Raw genomic sequence first — 15,778 nt, 5'->3', positions numbered from 1 at the left:
GCGGATAAAACGCATTCATTCCCGAATACAACGTAGCTCTTACAAATCCAAGAACTCCCCCAACTAATAATCCCCAGCCACCTACAGCCGTATTCAATGTCTCCTAGGGGGTAGTATCTTTCTTGTCCACTGTACCTTTGTGTAAACCTGAGCTTTCAGCTGCTCAGGACTTATTGCTGCATTTCCATTATTCCACAGGCACATGAGCTTCTATTACCTACTGGATAATACTGTCCGTTAAGTGTGAATCTTATAACCCTACGTTCCTCCGGCAGGGCAAGTCTTATCTTCATGGAGATCTTTTTTGTTGGGTCTGAAGAAACTTTGTTTATATAGGAAATCAAATTATTGGTTATGGTGTCCCGAAACGATGCTAATAGGACGTTTTTATGGACGCGAGAAGTTTTTAGTGACAATACGTTTGTCTCAAAGAAACGCTCTTCGTGTCCCTGGGGGATGATAAATACCTGATTAGGTAACAGGCCTATTGTATTTGGCTCATCCCCATCTGTTGTACCTTCTTGCTTCCTTTCCTCGGGAAATGCATAGAAATAAACAATATTATTCGAATCGATTACAAAAGTATATGGTGCATACTTAACTTTTGGTAAATCCAATACTATTCCCTGAGCATTTGTATGAGTAACTTTTCTTAAACTATCTTCTTTGGAGATAATATAAGGAGAAATAGGTCGTCTACAAGAGAAAATGAACATACTTAGAAACATTAAAGCAGTACATATAGAAACACTTCCAGCATACAAAGACTGTTCCGATGATCTCTTATTGAGTACCCGCCCGACGAACCCATCTTGACCTTCAATTCTTAATGGCCTTACTTTGCCTGCACGATAAAGATAAAGTAATGGATCAAAGAGAAAGAATGAAGGCAGAAGTGGCCCGCTGGCGCGAGAGCGGGCTTACCCAAAAAGAGTTTAGCCGGCAATTAGGAATGAAAGTGGCCACCTTTGCCTATTGGGTATCCCGTAGCAAAGAGTCAGAAAAGAAGAAAGGATTTCTACCCTTAGTCCCCGTAGCCGGATCCGTAGAGGCCGTAGAGGTTAGCTACCCTAACGGCGTGCGCATCAAAGTACCTGCTTCAGATCTGAAGACCATCTCTCAGCTCATTCATCTGTATTAATGTTCAGCCTGAACTCCTCGCATCGATATTTCCTCTATCAGGGCCATTGTGATATGCGTAAAAGTTTTGATGGCCTTTGCGGGCTGGTCACCTCCGAGCTAAACAGAGAAGTATCTTCAGGAGAAGTCTTCGTCTTTCTCAACCGCCAGCGCACCCATATAAAGCTTCTACACTGGGAACACGGCGGCTTCGTTCTTTACTATAAGCGGCTTGAGCAGGGCACTTTCCCCACTCCTAAAAAGGAGCATCTGAGCTGGGCCGAGCTGGTGCTGATGATCGAAGGGATACAGGTTCAGAAGAGCCGCCAGTTACGCCGCTACCAGGCATAAAAAGTGGCTTTTTTCTTGCAATGACAGCCTTTTTTGTGTAATTTCATGCCATGGATACGGCACTGGAATACCTCTCAAAAGAGGAGTTGATTGCTCTTTTGAGACGAGAACAAAAGGCCGTAGAAACCCATCAAAAAGCAGCTTCTTCCCTGGAAGCAAAAACTATTAAACAGGAAGAAGAAATCACCTACCTCAAAGCCCGTGTCGATCTTTTAGAGCGCCTGCAGTTCGGCCAGAAGCGAGAACGCTTTGAAGGTGACCCTGCACAAGGGGTATTGCCATTTGAAGCTCCCCCAGAAGAAGAAGCCTTTCAAGAGGAAGAAATCAAAGAACAGATCACCTATACCCGCAAAAAGCAGTCTTTGCATAAAGGCCGTGCTGCCTTGCCTGCACACTTGCCGGTAGAAGAAATTGAGATCCACCCTGAGGGTGATCTAACGGATATGGTCTGCATTGGAAAGGATATAACCGAAGAACTGGAATGTGAGCCTGCCCGCTTCTTTATCCGCCGCTACATTCGCTATAAATATGTCGCTAAAAATACAGAAGGAGTAAAAACCGGAGAACTTCCCGAACGAGTCATTGATAAAGGGATTCCGGGAGCAGGGCTGCTGGCCATGATCCTTACTGATAAGTATGTTGACCATCTCCCTTTGTACCGACAGAAGCAACGCTTCGCCCGGGAAAACATCCCCATAGCCTCCTCTACCATTGAAGGCTGGGTCAAACAGGCGCTGGAAAGACTGGAACCACTCTACCAGCAACTCAGGTTTGATATCAAAGCCAAAGGGTATTTACAGGTCGATGAGACCTCGATCAAAGTATTGGAAAGCGAAAAGAAAGGTGCTGCCCATATGGGCTGGTATTGGGTCTACCATAGTCCTTTGGATGGATTGGTGCTGATGGACTATCAGCCTACCCGGGGTGCGGCAGCCACTACGGAGATGCTGAAACACTTTAGAGGATACCTCCAGAGTGACGGGTACGCCGTCTACCAAAAGATAGGACAGCGGACAGAAGTAACACCGGTAGCCTGCTGGGCTCATGCCAGAAGAGAGTTTGAACGGGCACTGGATAATGATAAAACCAGGGCAACCAAAGCCTTGTCGCTTATCCAGGCTTTATATGCAGTAGAGCGAAAGGCAAAAGAGGAAGGACTGAGTGCCCAGCAAATCAAAGCGCTTCGCCTGGAAGAATCTCTTCCGGTGATCAATGAACTGGGAAAATGGATCTTTCATGAGGTAAAGAATACCTTACCCAAAAGCCAGATCGGGAAGGCTATGCGCTATGCCATGGAGCGTTGGGATAAGCTAAGCGCCTATCTGCAGGACGGAAGCTTGTTGATTGACAATAACCAAATCGAGAATGCACTGAGGCCCATCTCTCTGGGTCGCAAGAACTACCTCTTTGCAGGAAGCCATGATGCAGCTGCCAGAGCAGGGATGATCTATTCCTTTTTCGCCATCTGCAAAAAGCATGAGGTGAATCCGCTGCAGTGGTTGAAACACGCCCTGCAAAACGTCATGACCATTAACCATAAGAACATTCGTGACCTCTATCCGCAGAATTATAAGAAACTAATCGAGTCCCAAAAGATGGGTTCGTCGGGCGGATACCCTAATAATACAAAAACGCCTGGCTCTACTTAAAGAACCAGGCGTTTGGATTTTATAACCGATACACGCGACACGCGTGCACCAGCTTAGGGGATAAACTCTTGTACATAACAAGCCTTATCGGTTTTAAATATGCCTTTCTCAAATGCTTCTTTATGTAATTGCGGTAGCTTCTTAAATCTTTTCATTCGAAGTCTATCTACTTTTTTCAGAGTCATAAAGTCACAAGTACATCTTTGCATCATTACAACCTCTACTTCATCACATTTATCTGCAAGTTCTATAGACGCCGATTCTATTCCAACGGTATTGAACGATATTTTTTTCCAGCAGCAGGGATTGATATTTGGAAAAAACCGTTTAAATCTGTTCTACCAACTTCAATACTGTCATTAAATAAAATCGTAACGTATGGCAAAGCGTTCAATTTATCATCAATTATCTTTCCTTTAATAGTTTTATTTTGAGCATAAATACTACATGTTGAAACACCAAGCATAATAAATATCATTAATAATTTCTTCATCTTATTATTTCTTTGATGTCGGTGTATATTGATGAGTATAATCGTATTCTGCAGGCGTTGCTTGATTTTGAATTCTGTATAGAATAATAAAAGTAGCTTTGGGAATTTGGGGCTTATCGCTTTGAAGTCCTCTAACGTCTTGTGAAAGTTCAGGTGCCGATTGAGTGGCTCCTAATTCGCCATTAGGATGCGTATGAAACTCTTGTAAAATATTATTGAAAGAAAAGTTAGCTCCGTACTTAACTAGTAGTTCCCTCACGGTACCGTAAGAACTCGTCAATGTGTTATTTTTATAACCACCTAAAACCATATCTGTGACCTTATTAGAACCATCTGATGAATACGAGTACCCTTTGATTTCATTTCCTAAATATTCTGAAAGATTTAATGTAAAAGATTTAACTCCTTCAACAGACGGTTGGCCTTCGCCACCTACAGTGATTACCTGATCTTTATCCCGAAAGTTTTGGCCATCCTTAAGAATTCCTTTTTCAATTCCATTAATAGCAACTCTGGCTTCTCCTTTTTTATTGCGAACAACTTCACCCTTTCTATTTGTTCTGACAATACGATCCGGATCGTCATTTTTTTCACCCACCTGTTTTACTTCGCCAGTTTTTTTATTCAACGTAAAATCAGTCATCCCATCAGGATCAATCCGGTTGATTGGATTGTTGGATACGTAATTATACGGACTCCACCTCCTTGAGATCTCTGCCAAGGGGTCTATAGTAGTCCACCTTGCAATGACCGGATCATAGAACCTTGCCCCGTAATCATAGTAATCCACTCATCGAGAGATCAGGCACAGTTACTACTCAATCTAGAGGTATCACTTTTTTGTTTTGGGAGATATTTACTTTATTATAGAACGATTGACTATTAACCATAATAATATAACCTTTATTGAGAGAAACAGCTAATTTATGGGGTTTATGATTAATTTCAATAACAACAATGATTTCCTTGCTGTTATTGAAATCCATTACATTCATACTCTCATTCTTTGAGTTTAGAAGCGAGAGCCTGTTATTCTTTTTTACTATGCTTACACTACGTACAATACCAGATACAGTATCACTTTGAAGAATTCTATCTTTGAAAATCTGTTTGTTATCAATATGAAGTGAAACTGTGTCATTTTTAAACCCAGATCCGAACAAGACAATAAAATCATTGGCTCCTTTAGAATGAAGTTTACTGATACTACAACCTGCTAAAATAATTGCTACGAAAAAAATAAAAATATTCTTCATTGTTGACGTCCCCTATTTAAAGCTCCGGCTTTATATAATCGATACATTTCTTTTACTTGAAAAGATTCTATACTATATCCGGCAGCTGGCTGTCCTTGTGAATTCATATCTTGAGACTGGTGCATCAAATTTCCAGGAAAACTATCTGTTGTATATGGCCGAGTTTTTCCACTCGGTAAAGTTTCCATTAAGTCTTTAATATGGGCTAAGCCAGAACTATGACCAAGTTCATGAGGACCAGTCCTTGAATAATTAGTACCCTTTTCTAAGTAAACAACATTTTGACCAACAGGCCCGTACCCTTCGATGTTACCCCCTGGAGGGTCTTGCTGACCTATTGCTGATGCTACATCATCGACAATTTTCAAGGCGTGATCTCCTTTACTTAACGGATTTGATGCTGATGCGACGGTCACATCGGCGGTTGCAGAAAACTCTACGTTCTTATCTTTGCCTGTAAAAGAACTTGCAAAATCCTTGGCAATTTGGCCCGCGATTTTGTTAAGTTGCTTTTGACTTAATCCTTTAGATGTATTATCAACAACTTTACCAGTAAGTTTTATTTGATATAAATCTCTACCATTTTTACCGCCCCCTGTATTAAATTGACAGAAATAGAATCACCATTCATATCAACATACCTAATAGGGTTATTTCCCGCATATTGATATGGCGAAAAGTCGGTATACTTCTCTGCAAACCTGTCTATGACGTTGAAACGGCCTATAACCGGATCATAGAACCTGGCGCCGTAATCATATTGAACTATGAAGTCTATTATCTCACTGCTCTACAATTTATAAAAATATTATTGGCCAATATACTTTTTTGAAGTTTTTACAAGTTTCTGCCAACACTCCAGGTTCTGTAGCTTCCATCCATCCATAAGTACTGTTTTGCAATCCTTGCCTGTCTTTGTCCAGTACAATTCCAGACTTAAAAACAAGCTTGTTATTTTTAAATATGTATATAATACTTTCAGCAGTTGCTATGTCTGTACCACTGTAGACAAAGTTCCATTGATTTCTAATCCTTTCGAGCACCTTGATATCAGAAGTCTTGAGACAAGAGGTCTTTTTTATAGCGGGGCTTAAGTTTTCAAAATCATTTCTGCTTAAGTTAATATACACACTCCAATCTCCCTTTGAAAAATCGACCTTCTTGAAAATATTTATTGTATCTCCTTTAACTAAAACCTGACTATCTAATTGTTCACTTCTAGATATTGGAATAACTAACGTATAACCAGCTATTACACTGATTATACTTAGTAGTATTGCTATGAGTGATGTTATGAAAATCACTTTTTTTAAAGATTTCATCACTATTTTCTCCTATGTTCCTGACTTTGTTTACTTACTCCTCCACGACCTTGTATAATTACCACTCGTCCATTGTTGGAACGAAGCAATTGTTGATTTGTCCTGACCCCACCGTCAAATTGCACCCTCACATTAGAACCTTGTACGACTCCGCCAACTTTGTCCGCCATCTGCTCTGCAACACTTCTTTCTATGATTCCGGGAACTGCTGTTCGACACGCGGCTACTAAGTCCGCATTTGAATTTGAAGTAAACGCCGATTTATTAAATTGAGAAACATCTAACTCTTCACTAAAGGCGGATGTTAAAGCCCCATGGTTAACCCAACCTATGTCAAGGTCTCCTGGTGTAGCATGACCCACGTAAGTAAAGTTGGATACCAGATCCTCGGAACGAGAATCGCCTCCGGTCTTATTATTTACATAATCAACTACGTCATCCCCACTCTCTACAACTCTCACGTTAACACCGGCTTTCCCTGCACTTTTTTCCAAGCTAGCAATCTGTTTATCAGAAAAACTAGCACTACCATCTTTGCCTTTATATACTAGTATTGTAGCTTTCTCTCCATTGCCCGCTTTCTTATATTCTTTAGCCAACGCTTTTGCCCTAGCTAAGCCATTATCAATAAAATGGTTTTTATTCTTATGGTCTCCTGGTTGGCCAATAACTACTATTCCCTCTCGTCCATCTAAATCAACTATTAATATTGGATTATTAAATCCATAATTGTACGGAGTTAAATCTAAAAACTTTTCGGCTTTCGGATCAATTGTTGTCCACCTTCCAATCACCGGATCATAGAACCTCGCCCCATAATCATAGTGGTTCAGTCCCATATCCTCCTGCAACTCCTTCCCGTTGTACTTGTAGCGGTTGTCCGGACTAGGACTCATCTTGTTCTTGGCCATCTCCATACCGAAGGCATAATAGTCGCTCAATTGCAGGATTTCTCCATTTTCTTTCACTACAGCACGCGTATTCCCCAGATGATCCTTCAGCATATATTCATAGCTGAACTTGTCCCCCGACTTGATCGCCCTGCCTTCCTCCGTCTGGACAAAATCCAGCTGTCCGCCGTCCCCGTATTCAATCCCCCCAATGTAATCCCGGGTGTTCCCCGTAAACTCCTTCCTCAACTTCCTTCCTGCCGCGTCGTAAATATAGCGAATTGTTCCATTCCCCTTAGTAATTGTACTCGGCAAATTCAACTGATTATAAGTGATTTCAATTCCCTTTTTGCTATCCTTTATCAGGTTGCCATTGTCATCGTAGGTATATTCGGCCGTTCCATTAAGTTGTCCCGCATCATTGCCGCTTGCATCCGTAACACTTGCCAGCCGGTTGCTTTGTCCGCTGTTTTTATACGCGTAGCTCAACTCATCGATCTTAGCGCTGCTTCCTCCTGTACGACTTAACGTCTGGATGTTGCCCCCTTTGTCGTAGCTGATGTTTTCCGGGGGAGGTCAGAAAGACATTCAACTTTTACCTCCTTCTTGTATTGATCCTTAGAGAAAGAACATGCGCAAAAGATTTCGTCGATGCTGACCCTGTACCCGCGATTGCTGGCATAACTCGCCCTTTTCTATTCCTTCGTAACCTAAAAAGTTCATGCAACTTTCAAAAAGAAACAAAACCAAATAAAAACAATAAAAAACAAAGCGATACCTGTATTTGAAATAATCTTCGTCATTCTAGTCATCGATTTGAATTCGGGAACATATCGCTGCCAATAGCGTTTCCTTATAAAAATACCGTAATTCCACCAACTTAAAATTATGGCAATCGAAACGAGTAAGGCATCATATATCACTCCGGTTTTTAAAATCTCTCCTTTTGTGAGGAAATTGGAAATCTGCATAATTAACACTCCTTGAACAAATTGAATCACAATCCACGCCTTCCATTCATGGTAGGTGTCAAGGGAATTTTTAAACAGATTGTCTAGCTGGAAAAAGAAGTAATAATATATTTTTCTTAACATGCTCATTAGAATTGATTTGAGCTCGCGGATAAAACGCATCTAAAATACAAAGTACCTCTTACAAGTCCAAGATCTCCCCCCAACTAATAATCCCTAGCTGCCTACAGCCGTATTCAATGTCTCCTGCGGGTAGTATCTTTCTTGTCCCACTGTACTTTTGTGTAAACCTGAGCTTTCAGCTGCTCAGGACTTATTGCTGCATTTCCATTATTCCACAGGCACATGAGCTTCTATTACCTACTGGATAATACTGTCCGTCAAGTTTGAATCTTATAACCCTACGTTCCTCCGGCAGGGCAAGTCTTATCTTCATGGAGATCTTTTTTGTTGGGTCTGAAGAAACTTTGCTTATATAGGAAATCAAATTATTGGTTATGGTGTCCCGAAACGATGCTAATAGGACGTTTTTATGGACGCGAGAAGTTTTTAGTGTCAGTACGTTCGTCTCAAAGAAACGCTCTTCGTGTCCCTGGGGGATGATAAATACCTGATTAGGTAACAGGCCTATTGTATTTGGCTCTTCCCCATCTGTTGTACCTCCTTGCTTCCTTTCCTCGGGAAATGCATAGAAATAAACAATATTATTCGAATCGATTATAAAAGTATATGGCGCATACTTAACTTTTGGTAAATCCAATACTATTCCCTGAGCATTTGTATGAGTAACTTTTCTTAGACTATCTTCTTTGGAGATAATATAAGGAGAAATAGGTCGTCTACAAGAGAAAATGAACATACTTAGAAACATTAAAGCAGTACATATAGAGACACTTCCAGCATACAAAGACTGTTCCGATAATCTCTTATTGATGACCTTTTACATGGGATTGCAAACTTAAATTTTCCATTTTGCCATATCCAAACCAACCATTTTCACCTCTTTCAATTCTTCCACCACCTCCGTTAAATATTGACCATATCCAGGCTCTTTGGTCTTCAAAAATCCCGCCATCCGGATCCCCCATTGGAAAAGTAAGTCTGAGACGTCGTCCCGTTTTATAATATAAATACCCCTCCAAACTACTCCCCCGCTATTCTGCAGCAGTTATTCACCGGCTCATAACTCTCGTCCCTCGTGAACGCCCTGGGGTTTAATAAGTCCGCCAGTAATGCTTGACGGCTGGCAACAGGAAACGGCCTGGTGTTCGCCCGCAACTGCGGCTGCTTCCCCTGGCTCTCCAAAATCAATGAAGCCTGCGTACTGGCTTATCGAAACCCGTTCGTTTATCAGCGACTTAAAAGCGATCTGAACATGGAGTAGTCCATTTTTTACACTTGAAGGAAATTTCACTTCCACTCGCCCGTCCTTTCTTGATCCATAAAAATGCGGCAGCAGCTGATGCTCCCACGCGGGAAAGCAAAGGATAGAGATCACGGCGTCGGAATCATCTGCTCCATCCCCGACCTCTCTGCTCCAGGTGATCACCAGGGTATTCTCATCTTTAAGCGAAACGGCGGTCTCCAACGCGCCGGGCAGGTCGCCATAGCAAAAACGGGCGGCCCGGTAATCGATGTCAAATCCGTCAGCTGTTTTGATCAGCGCGTGCCTTGAGTTATAGGACAGTGCAGACATTCGTCCGTCCCAACCTGGATGATAATCTTTAAACTGCTTCAGGACGACCTGACGCATAGGACTGAGCCAGCTGCTGATAAAGCCAAAGGCCTGCTGTGCCTTCTTCTTTTTTCTGTGGGTTCCTTTGTAGATCTTCCTGATCTGGCTTTGAGGTAATAAATGTCTCTCCATCTGCTGGCCACTAAAGTGCCCATTTTTCCTTTTAGCGGACCGAGTGGTCCCGGCGTGTAGGTTGCCATCTGTTAGATAATTTAGGTATTGGTCAAAGACTGGTTCGTATATGATCAAAGATATAGACGCTACAGGAAAAAAGCAAGTGTAAACCAAGACCGTATTGCAACCAAGTCAGGACCGGCACGAGTCGTTGCTGACTCGGTGCAGACTCGGTCCTGAGTCGGTCCTGAGTCGGTTCTGAGTCGGTTCTGACTAAGACGGGGCTGCCACAAGTCTCGCATATGTCCCAGGATTGGCACTCACTAAATGGAGGCACGCCTCTGCCGACGTAAGAAAGGCAAGGCGCTCTTCTAAAGAGCCTCATCATCCTATGCGAAACATCAGTTACAACAATGATTATAGTCATTTTTGTAACGTGTATTTTACCTCACTTTTGACAGCAGAACCAGAATAGAAGGCCAGCCAAGTCCTGGTATTCCTGACACTTTTTCTCTTCTTCACACACTTAGAAAGGGCATACATGTTTTATTTAGAACTATTAATTGTTCTGGCAGCGATATTCGTTGGGGCCAGGATTGGGGGCATTGGTTTAGGCGTAATGGGAGCAGTTGGACTTCTGATCCTTACCTTCATATTCAAACTCGAACCGACTACCCCTCCTATTGACGTCATGCTGATCATTATCTCGGTGATCTCAGCATCTGCGGCATTGCAGGCATCTCAGGGCCTTACTTATATGGTCGGGCTTGCAGAAAAAATGCTTCGCAAAAACCCTAAAAGAATCACTTTTGTAGCTCCCCTGGTTTGCTATCTGTTTACCTTCGTTGCCGGCACCGGTCATATTGCATATTCAATATTACCCATTATAGCGGAGCTGGCCACCAAGACCGGAATCAGACCAGAGCGACCTCTCAGCATTTCCGTGATCGCGTCCCAGCAGGCCATAACAGCCAGCCCGATAACAGCGGCAACAGTCGCGTTAGCAGCATTATTAGCGCCTCAGGGCATTGAAATCGTTGACATCCTGAAAATCAGCATTCCGGCAACACTCATTGGCGTGCTTGTTGGTGCATTCGTCACTAATAAGATTGGTGCGGAGTTGAAGAGCGATCCTATTTTCAATGAGAAACTGAAAGATCCCGACTATGTAAAATTAATAGCCGAAGAATCAAAGTCGGTCGAATTATCAGAAATTCCGGCAACGGCAAAGGTGTCTGTGGCCGTCTTCCTGCTTGGGGTACTGGTTATCATTCTTTTTGGCGCGATTCCCGGCCTGCGGCCCACCTGGACCTCAGCAAGCGGCGAGACAAGCACCCTCTCAATGGTCAGTATTATCGAAATGGTCATGATGGCGGCAGCAGCTCTTATTATCCTCGTATCGCGGGTAAAAGTATCGGCCATTTCATCGGGAAATATCTTCAGATCAGGCAGCGAAGCGGTAATAGCCATCTTCGGTATTGCCTGGATGGGCGACACTTTTATTAAGGGAAATTACTCGTTCATCGAAATGGGAATTAAGGATATGGTCTTAAGCGCGCCATGGACATTCGCAACCGCGCTGTTCGTGATGTCAATCCTTTTGTTCAGTCAGGCAGCTACTGTGAGAGCGATGATGCCGCTTGGCGTCGCACTGGGCATCCCGGCAGGCTTTCTGATCGCTATGTTTCCCTCAGTCAACGGCTACTTTTTCATCCCGAACTACCCGACCATCATTGCGGCAATCGGGTTTGATAAGACCGGAACCACACGGATCGGCAAATATGTGTTAAACCACAGCTTCATGATCCCGGGCGTTGTTTCCACTGTTGTAGCTGTGGCTGCGGGATTCCTGTTGGTGATCCTCTTTGGCACCTAAGGCTGCTATACCAACTCATCGAATATTATTAATAACACATTTTAATTTTATATACCATGGAAGGAAAATCCAGAATAGAGCATGATTTCTTAGGAGAACGCAGGATTTCAGATGAAGTATACTTCGGTATACAAACGTTGAGAGCGATTGAAAACTTTCATATTACGGGACTACCGATTTCTAAAGAACCCTTATTGATACAAGCCTTAGGTTATGTAAAAAAGGCCGCAGCGATGGCCAACAGAGACTGTGGCGTGCTTGATCCTAAAATCGCTGAAGCAATTTGCTATGGCAGCGATAAGTTGATCAACCAGGAATACCTCGACCAGTTCCCAACTGATATGATACAGGGCGGCGCAGGGACGTCGGTTAATATGAACGCCAATGAGGTTATTGCTAACCTTGGCCTGGAGTACATGGGTCACCAGAAGGGTGAGTACGGGTTCCTGCACCCCAACAATCACGTCAACTTCTCACAAAGCACGAACGACGCCTACCCTACTGCATTCCGGATCGCTTTGTACAATAAGATCCTCAAGTTTGTAGAAGCCCTTGAAGTGCTTAGGGAAGCGTTTGACAAGAAGGGTGAAGAGTTTGAGAAAGTGCTGAAGATGGGCCGTACGCAATTGCAGGACGCGGTACCAATGACCCTTGGCGCGGAATTTCACGGCTTTGCAACCACGCTAAAGGAAGATATTCAAAGGATTAAGGAAGCGCAGATGCTCATTACCGAGGTAAATATGGGCGCTACCGCCATCGGAACTGCTATCAATACGCCTCCGGGATACCCTGAGCTGGTTACGCAATACCTGAAGGAGATCACCGGCATTCCGCTTTCTCTTTCAGAAGATCTCATTGAGGCTACATCCGACACCGGAGCGTACGTACAGTTATCCGGAACGCTGAAAAGATGTGCTGTCAAGATCTCTAAGATCTGTAACGACTTGAGGCTTCTGTCGTCAGGACCGCGCACCGGTCTCAATGAGATCAACTTGCCAAAGCTTCAGCCAGGCTCGTCTATTATGCCAGGGAAAGTAAATCCCGTTATCCCTGAGGTAGTTAACCAGACAGCATTCTACGTAATTGGAGCTGATGTCACCATTACAATGGCCGCCGAAGCCGGACAGCTTCAGCTGAATGTAATGGAACCTGTGATTGCATTCAGTTTGTTTACCATGCTGACTTACATGGAAAATGCATGTTATACCCTGCAGTCGAAATGTATCACTGGCATCACCGCAAACGTCGAAGTTTGCCGCAATGCCGTGATGAACAGCATCGGCATTGTAACGGCCTTAAACCCAATCCTGGGTTATGAAGTTTGTGCAGCAATTGCGAAAGAAGCGCTTGCAACAGGGATGTCAGTACACGCGCTTGCGGTCGATAAATACCACTACATCACGCAGGAGAAATGGGAAGAAGTATTTTCATTCGAAAATATGATCAACCCCGTCTTCATTAACAATTAACACACACAGAAACGAAATATAAGTTGTGAATACGCATTTGATTAAGGGCTGGATGATAACCATCATCTTCACTTTCGGCCTTTTCACATTGGCCTTTGCCCAGAAACCAAACATTACGATCCTTGCAACAGGAGGCACCATTGCAGGAGTTGGACAGGCAGGAAGTACCGATACCCGTTACACTGCTGGAAAACTTCCTATCGATCAGCTGCTCAACGCCGTTCCTGACATTCATAAGATTGCCAACATTAAGGGTGAACAAATTGCCCAGATTGGAAGCCAGGCGATGAATGACCAGGTGTGGTTGAAACTTGCTGCCAGGATCAACGAATTGCTCAGCAGAAAAGACGTTGACGGCATTGTGGTAACGCATGGAACCGACACGCAGGAAGAAACAGCTTATTTTCTTAACCTGACGGTAAAGAGCTCCAAACCGGTGGTGATCGTTGGAGCAATGCGCTCATCCACGGCCATCTCAGCAGACGGCCCTAAGAACCTCTATGACGCCGTTGCTATCGCTGCCGACCCGAAATCTGCTGGCAGAGGTGTCCTTCAGGCTATGAACGACCGGATCTACTCAGCCCGCGACGTTACCAAAATCAACACCACAGGGGTAGAAGCATTCCAGTCGGCAAATTTCGGACCTTTGGGTCTGATCTTCAACGGCAAGCCTGCCTACTATCATGCTATCACAAGAAAGCATACTATAACCAGCGACCTCAGCACCGACAAGCTGGATAAGCTTCCTAAAGTTGACATCGTGTATGGATATGCGAACATGACGGCCACGGCAATCGACGCATTTGTAAACAGCGGATCGAAGGGCATCATCATGGCAGGAGTTGGAAATGGCAACCTGTATCCGGAAGCGGAAGAAGCCCTAAAAAGAGCGGTAGCCAAGGGCGTAGTCGTTGTACGCTCATCACGGGTATTCAGCGGACGGACCACAACAGACTCGGAAGTTGACGACAAGGCACTCGGCTTCGTTGCTTCAGATGATCTCAATCCACAGAAAGCACGCGTTCTGCTGCAACTGGTTTTGCTGAAAACAACCAACAGGGATAAGATCCAGCAATATTTCTTCGAGTATTAAGAGAATGAAGGGCTTACTGTCCCGACTTTAAGCCCTTCAGCTCTATCGCATCAGCAAATGCTCCTGTAATTTTTCCTCCTGCAAGGGAGGCCAGGAGCCTTTTGCCCTATAAAGGCCGCGCAAGATGGAGCATAACCGGCAGATCTGTCTGAAATACCTGACAGACCGGAATAAAAGACATTAAAGATGAATACATTAAAAACTTTAGCTGCTGCAGCGCTCACTATGACCACTATCGGGGTGAACGCACAGCTCCTCAGATATACATCCACCGACACTGTTGACGGAAAACCAGAGTGTGAAGCGGTGCTCAAAGGCCGGCTTAAATTTAACGGGATCTACGACATCAAAGGGAACTTACACGGGAACAGCACTTTCGCTGTTCATTCAAATGACGTTACCGGGCCTGACCGCCCGGGGCTTTGGGTAGACATGAGACAGTCGCAGATCCGCTTTGACGGAACAAGACGTTTCGCCGGAGGGCATGAAATATTTGCGAGACTTGAAGGCGACTTTGAAGGCGGACCGAGCAACAAGTCAACGTTCCGCATCAGGCACGCCTTTGTTCAGTACAAGAACTTCCTGATTGGGCAAACCTGGAGTACTTTTGGTGATGCTGACATGTGGCCTGCAGCGCTTTTCGACTGGGACGGTCCCACCGGTATGGTTGAATCCAGACGGCCGATGATCCGTTATACGGGTTCTCTTACCTCGCACTTGCAGACCGAACTTGCGGCCGAAGTAATGGAACCGAGAAGGCTTTACGATTATACGACACCAGAAGGGTCTAATACCATTCATTATGAGCCGCGCAGGCTGCCCGACCTGATTGCCACTTTGAAGTATAACTTCAACCCCGGGTTTCTGAAAGTTGCAGGAATTTACCGCAACATCGGTTACGGATATCAGGACCAGTATAAGTCGTCAGACGGCTACGGAGTAAGTGCGATGGCTAATATTTTTATGGGAAGAGGCAAAAAGGATAATTTCCAATTTCAATTTAACTACGGCAAGGGCATTGCCGACTACTTTCTTTCTGTTGGAGGATCGGGTCTCGATGGAACTACACGCAGAGACAATCCTGCTGAGCTCAGTCTGCTGCCTGTGAACTCAGGTTACACTTCCTACCAGCATTTCTGGACAAAGGTTTTCCATACTACAGCCATTGCCTCCTATAACAGCTTCAATGGCGAGGATGCAAGCTTCGGTTGGAATAACATGAGAAACCTCTATGCAGGTGGAAACATGATGTTCGACGTGCTTCCGAACTTCACTGTAGGAGCGGAATTCTTATGGGGTAAGAAAACCCTGAAATATCAAGGCGATGCAGAGAAGAGCCTGCCCGCCTCACGAGTTAATTTTGGATTCCTGTTCAATTTCTAGAGCCGAACAGTTTGAGCAGGAAAAAACGGCGTACAGCCTTTTCTCCTTCGCCTTCTC

Annotated in this window: 18 protein-coding genes and 1 pseudogene; 7 read left to right on the top strand and 12 right to left on the bottom strand. The window is 44.1% G+C overall.

Features of this window, described 5'->3' with window-relative positions:
- Positions 1 to 170 precede the first annotated feature (170 nt).
- Positions 171 to 716, bottom strand: coding sequence for a hypothetical protein (locus tag ACES2C_RS13510; protein WP_374163618.1), 546 nt, complete (start codon positions 714 to 716; stop codon positions 171 to 173).
- A 149-nt stretch (positions 717 to 865) separates the two neighbouring features.
- On the opposite strand from ACES2C_RS13510, the gene ACES2C_RS13505 reads away from it, so the two are divergent.
- From ACES2C_RS13505 to ACES2C_RS13495, 3 genes are read left to right on the top strand one after another with little or no spacing between them, the layout of a single operon-like run.
- Positions 866 to 1,141 carry a helix-turn-helix domain-containing protein gene (locus tag ACES2C_RS13505; protein WP_374163617.1) on the top strand — a complete coding sequence of 92 codons (276 nt, stop codon included), beginning with the start codon at positions 866 to 868 and terminating at the stop codon, positions 1,139 to 1,141.
- Entirely contained in the window at positions 1,141 to 1,470 is a 330-nt protein-coding gene (gene tnpB, locus ACES2C_RS13500) for an IS66 family insertion sequence element accessory protein TnpB (RefSeq protein WP_374163616.1), read from the top strand. Before ACES2C_RS13505 ends, tnpB begins: the two co-directional genes overlap by 1 nt.
- A 50-nt stretch (positions 1,471 to 1,520) precedes the next feature.
- The gene (locus ACES2C_RS13495; RefSeq protein ID WP_374163615.1) at positions 1,521 to 3,119 is read left to right on the top strand and encodes an IS66 family transposase; all 1,599 of its coding nucleotides are present in this window, start codon (positions 1,521 to 1,523) and stop codon (positions 3,117 to 3,119) included.
- A gap of 262 nt (positions 3,120 to 3,381) precedes the next feature.
- On the opposite strand, the gene ACES2C_RS13490 is transcribed toward ACES2C_RS13495, so the two are convergent.
- The 11 genes and pseudogenes from ACES2C_RS13490 to ACES2C_RS13440 all read right to left on the bottom strand — a co-directional run bounded on the left by ACES2C_RS13490 (position 3,382) and on the right by ACES2C_RS13440 (position 9,918).
- Positions 3,382 to 3,612: a hypothetical protein gene (locus tag ACES2C_RS13490; RefSeq protein WP_374163614.1), complete on the bottom strand. Its 231-nt coding sequence runs from the start codon at positions 3,610 to 3,612 to the stop codon at positions 3,382 to 3,384.
- A 4-nt stretch (positions 3,613 to 3,616) separates the two neighbouring features.
- Positions 3,617 to 4,255: a hypothetical protein gene (locus tag ACES2C_RS13485; RefSeq protein ID WP_374167009.1), complete on the bottom strand. Its 639-nt coding sequence runs from the start codon at positions 4,253 to 4,255 to the stop codon at positions 3,617 to 3,619.
- Positions 4,256 to 4,264: 9 nt separating this feature from the next.
- A pseudogene (locus ACES2C_RS13480) lies at positions 4,265 to 4,402 on the bottom strand (RHS repeat-associated core domain-containing protein); the annotation flags it as partial.
- Positions 4,403 to 4,430: 28 nt separating this feature from the next.
- Complete coding sequence (locus ACES2C_RS13475) at positions 4,431 to 4,868, bottom strand: hypothetical protein (protein ID WP_374163613.1); 438 nt, start codon at positions 4,866 to 4,868, stop codon at positions 4,431 to 4,433.
- Positions 4,865 to 5,284: a hypothetical protein gene (locus tag ACES2C_RS13470; protein ID WP_374163612.1), complete on the bottom strand. Its 420-nt coding sequence runs from the start codon at positions 5,282 to 5,284 to the stop codon at positions 4,865 to 4,867. Before ACES2C_RS13470 ends, ACES2C_RS13475 begins: the two co-directional genes overlap by 4 nt.
- Before the next feature lie 143 nt (positions 5,285 to 5,427).
- Entirely contained in the window at positions 5,428 to 5,637 is a 210-nt protein-coding gene (locus ACES2C_RS13465) for an RHS repeat-associated core domain-containing protein (protein ID WP_374166952.1), read from the bottom strand.
- A gap of 28 nt (positions 5,638 to 5,665) precedes the next feature.
- Positions 5,666 to 6,190 carry a hypothetical protein gene (locus tag ACES2C_RS13460; RefSeq protein ID WP_374163611.1) on the bottom strand — a complete coding sequence of 175 codons (525 nt, stop codon included), beginning with the start codon at positions 6,188 to 6,190 and terminating at the stop codon, positions 5,666 to 5,668.
- 2 nt (positions 6,191 to 6,192) lie between these two features.
- Positions 6,193 to 7,569, bottom strand: a complete 1,377-nt coding sequence (locus tag ACES2C_RS13455) for an RHS repeat domain-containing protein (protein WP_374163610.1) — start codon at positions 7,567 to 7,569, stop codon at positions 6,193 to 6,195.
- A 795-nt stretch (positions 7,570 to 8,364) separates the two neighbouring features.
- On the bottom strand, positions 8,365 to 8,910 hold the full coding sequence (locus ACES2C_RS13450) for a hypothetical protein (protein WP_374163609.1): 546 nt from the start codon (positions 8,908 to 8,910) through the stop codon (positions 8,365 to 8,367).
- A 67-nt stretch (positions 8,911 to 8,977) separates the two neighbouring features.
- Positions 8,978 to 9,139, bottom strand: a complete 162-nt coding sequence (locus tag ACES2C_RS13445) for a hypothetical protein (protein WP_374163608.1) — start codon at positions 9,137 to 9,139, stop codon at positions 8,978 to 8,980.
- Positions 9,140 to 9,231: 92 nt separating this feature from the next.
- Positions 9,232 to 9,918: a DUF6266 family protein gene (locus tag ACES2C_RS13440; RefSeq protein ID WP_374163607.1), complete on the bottom strand. Its 687-nt coding sequence runs from the start codon at positions 9,916 to 9,918 to the stop codon at positions 9,232 to 9,234.
- A gap of 523 nt (positions 9,919 to 10,441) precedes the next feature.
- Between ACES2C_RS13440 and ACES2C_RS13435 the strand changes: the two genes are divergently transcribed.
- From ACES2C_RS13435 to ACES2C_RS13420, 4 genes are all read left to right on the top strand, one after another.
- On the top strand, positions 10,442 to 11,776 hold the full coding sequence (locus ACES2C_RS13435) for an anaerobic C4-dicarboxylate transporter family protein (protein WP_374163606.1): 1,335 nt from the start codon (positions 10,442 to 10,444) through the stop codon (positions 11,774 to 11,776).
- 56 nt (positions 11,777 to 11,832) lie between these two features.
- Positions 11,833 to 13,245 (top strand): aspartate ammonia-lyase, encoded by a 1,413-nt coding sequence (aspA, locus tag ACES2C_RS13430; protein ID WP_374163605.1) that lies wholly within the window; start codon positions 11,833 to 11,835, stop codon positions 13,243 to 13,245.
- Positions 13,246 to 13,270: 25 nt separating this feature from the next.
- A complete protein-coding gene (locus tag ACES2C_RS13425) occupies positions 13,271 to 14,338 on the top strand; it encodes a type II asparaginase (RefSeq protein ID WP_374163604.1) in 1,068 nt (355 codons plus the stop codon).
- A 186-nt stretch (positions 14,339 to 14,524) separates the two neighbouring features.
- Positions 14,525 to 15,721, top strand: a complete 1,197-nt coding sequence (locus ACES2C_RS13420) for a DcaP family trimeric outer membrane transporter (protein ID WP_374163603.1) — start codon at positions 14,525 to 14,527, stop codon at positions 15,719 to 15,721.
- Positions 15,722 to 15,778 lie beyond the last annotated feature (57 nt).

The organism is Arcticibacter sp. MXS-1, assembly GCF_041902385.1.
GTDB lineage: Bacteria > Bacteroidota > Bacteroidia > Sphingobacteriales > Sphingobacteriaceae > Arcticibacter.
The sequence above is the reverse complement of the archived record's forward strand: the minus strand, read 5'-3'. Positions and strand labels throughout refer to the sequence as shown.

Excerpts from the sequence above, each read along its gene's own strand:
- ACES2C_RS13495 (WP_374163615.1), top strand. The coding sequence starts at position 1,521 with ATGGATACGGCACTGGAATACCTCTCAAAAGAGGAGTTGATTGCTCTT.
- ACES2C_RS13440 (WP_374163607.1), bottom strand. The coding sequence starts at position 9,918 with ATGGAGAGACATTTATTACCTCAAAGCCAGATCAGGAAGATCTACAAA.
- ACES2C_RS13420 (WP_374163603.1), top strand. The coding sequence starts at position 14,525 with ATGAATACATTAAAAACTTTAGCTGCTGCAGCGCTCACTATGACCACT.
- ACES2C_RS13505 (WP_374163617.1), top strand. The coding sequence starts at position 866 with ATGGATCAAAGAGAAAGAATGAAGGCAGAAGTGGCCCGCTGGCGCGAG.
- ACES2C_RS13475 (WP_374163613.1), bottom strand. The coding sequence starts at position 4,868 with ATGAAGAATATTTTTATTTTTTTCGTAGCAATTATTTTAGCAGGTTGT.
- ACES2C_RS13460 (WP_374163611.1), bottom strand. The coding sequence starts at position 6,190 with ATGAAATCTTTAAAAAAAGTGATTTTCATAACATCACTCATAGCAATA.
- aspA (WP_374163605.1), top strand. The coding sequence starts at position 11,833 with ATGGAAGGAAAATCCAGAATAGAGCATGATTTCTTAGGAGAACGCAGG.
- ACES2C_RS13485 (WP_374167009.1), bottom strand. The coding sequence starts at position 4,255 with ATGACTGATTTTACGTTGAATAAAAAAACTGGCGAAGTAAAACAGGTG.
- ACES2C_RS13445 (WP_374163608.1), bottom strand. The coding sequence starts at position 9,139 with ATGGGGGATCCGGATGGCGGGATTTTTGAAGACCAAAGAGCCTGGATA.
- ACES2C_RS13490 (WP_374163614.1), bottom strand. The coding sequence starts at position 3,612 with ATGAAGAAATTATTAATGATATTTATTATGCTTGGTGTTTCAACATGT.
- ACES2C_RS13450 (WP_374163609.1), bottom strand. The coding sequence starts at position 8,910 with ATGTTCATTTTCTCTTGTAGACGACCTATTTCTCCTTATATTATCTCC.
- ACES2C_RS13435 (WP_374163606.1), top strand. The coding sequence starts at position 10,442 with ATGTTTTATTTAGAACTATTAATTGTTCTGGCAGCGATATTCGTTGGG.
- tnpB (WP_374163616.1), top strand. The coding sequence starts at position 1,141 with ATGTTCAGCCTGAACTCCTCGCATCGATATTTCCTCTATCAGGGCCAT.
- ACES2C_RS13510 (WP_374163618.1), bottom strand. The coding sequence starts at position 716 with ATGTTCATTTTCTCTTGTAGACGACCTATTTCTCCTTATATTATCTCC.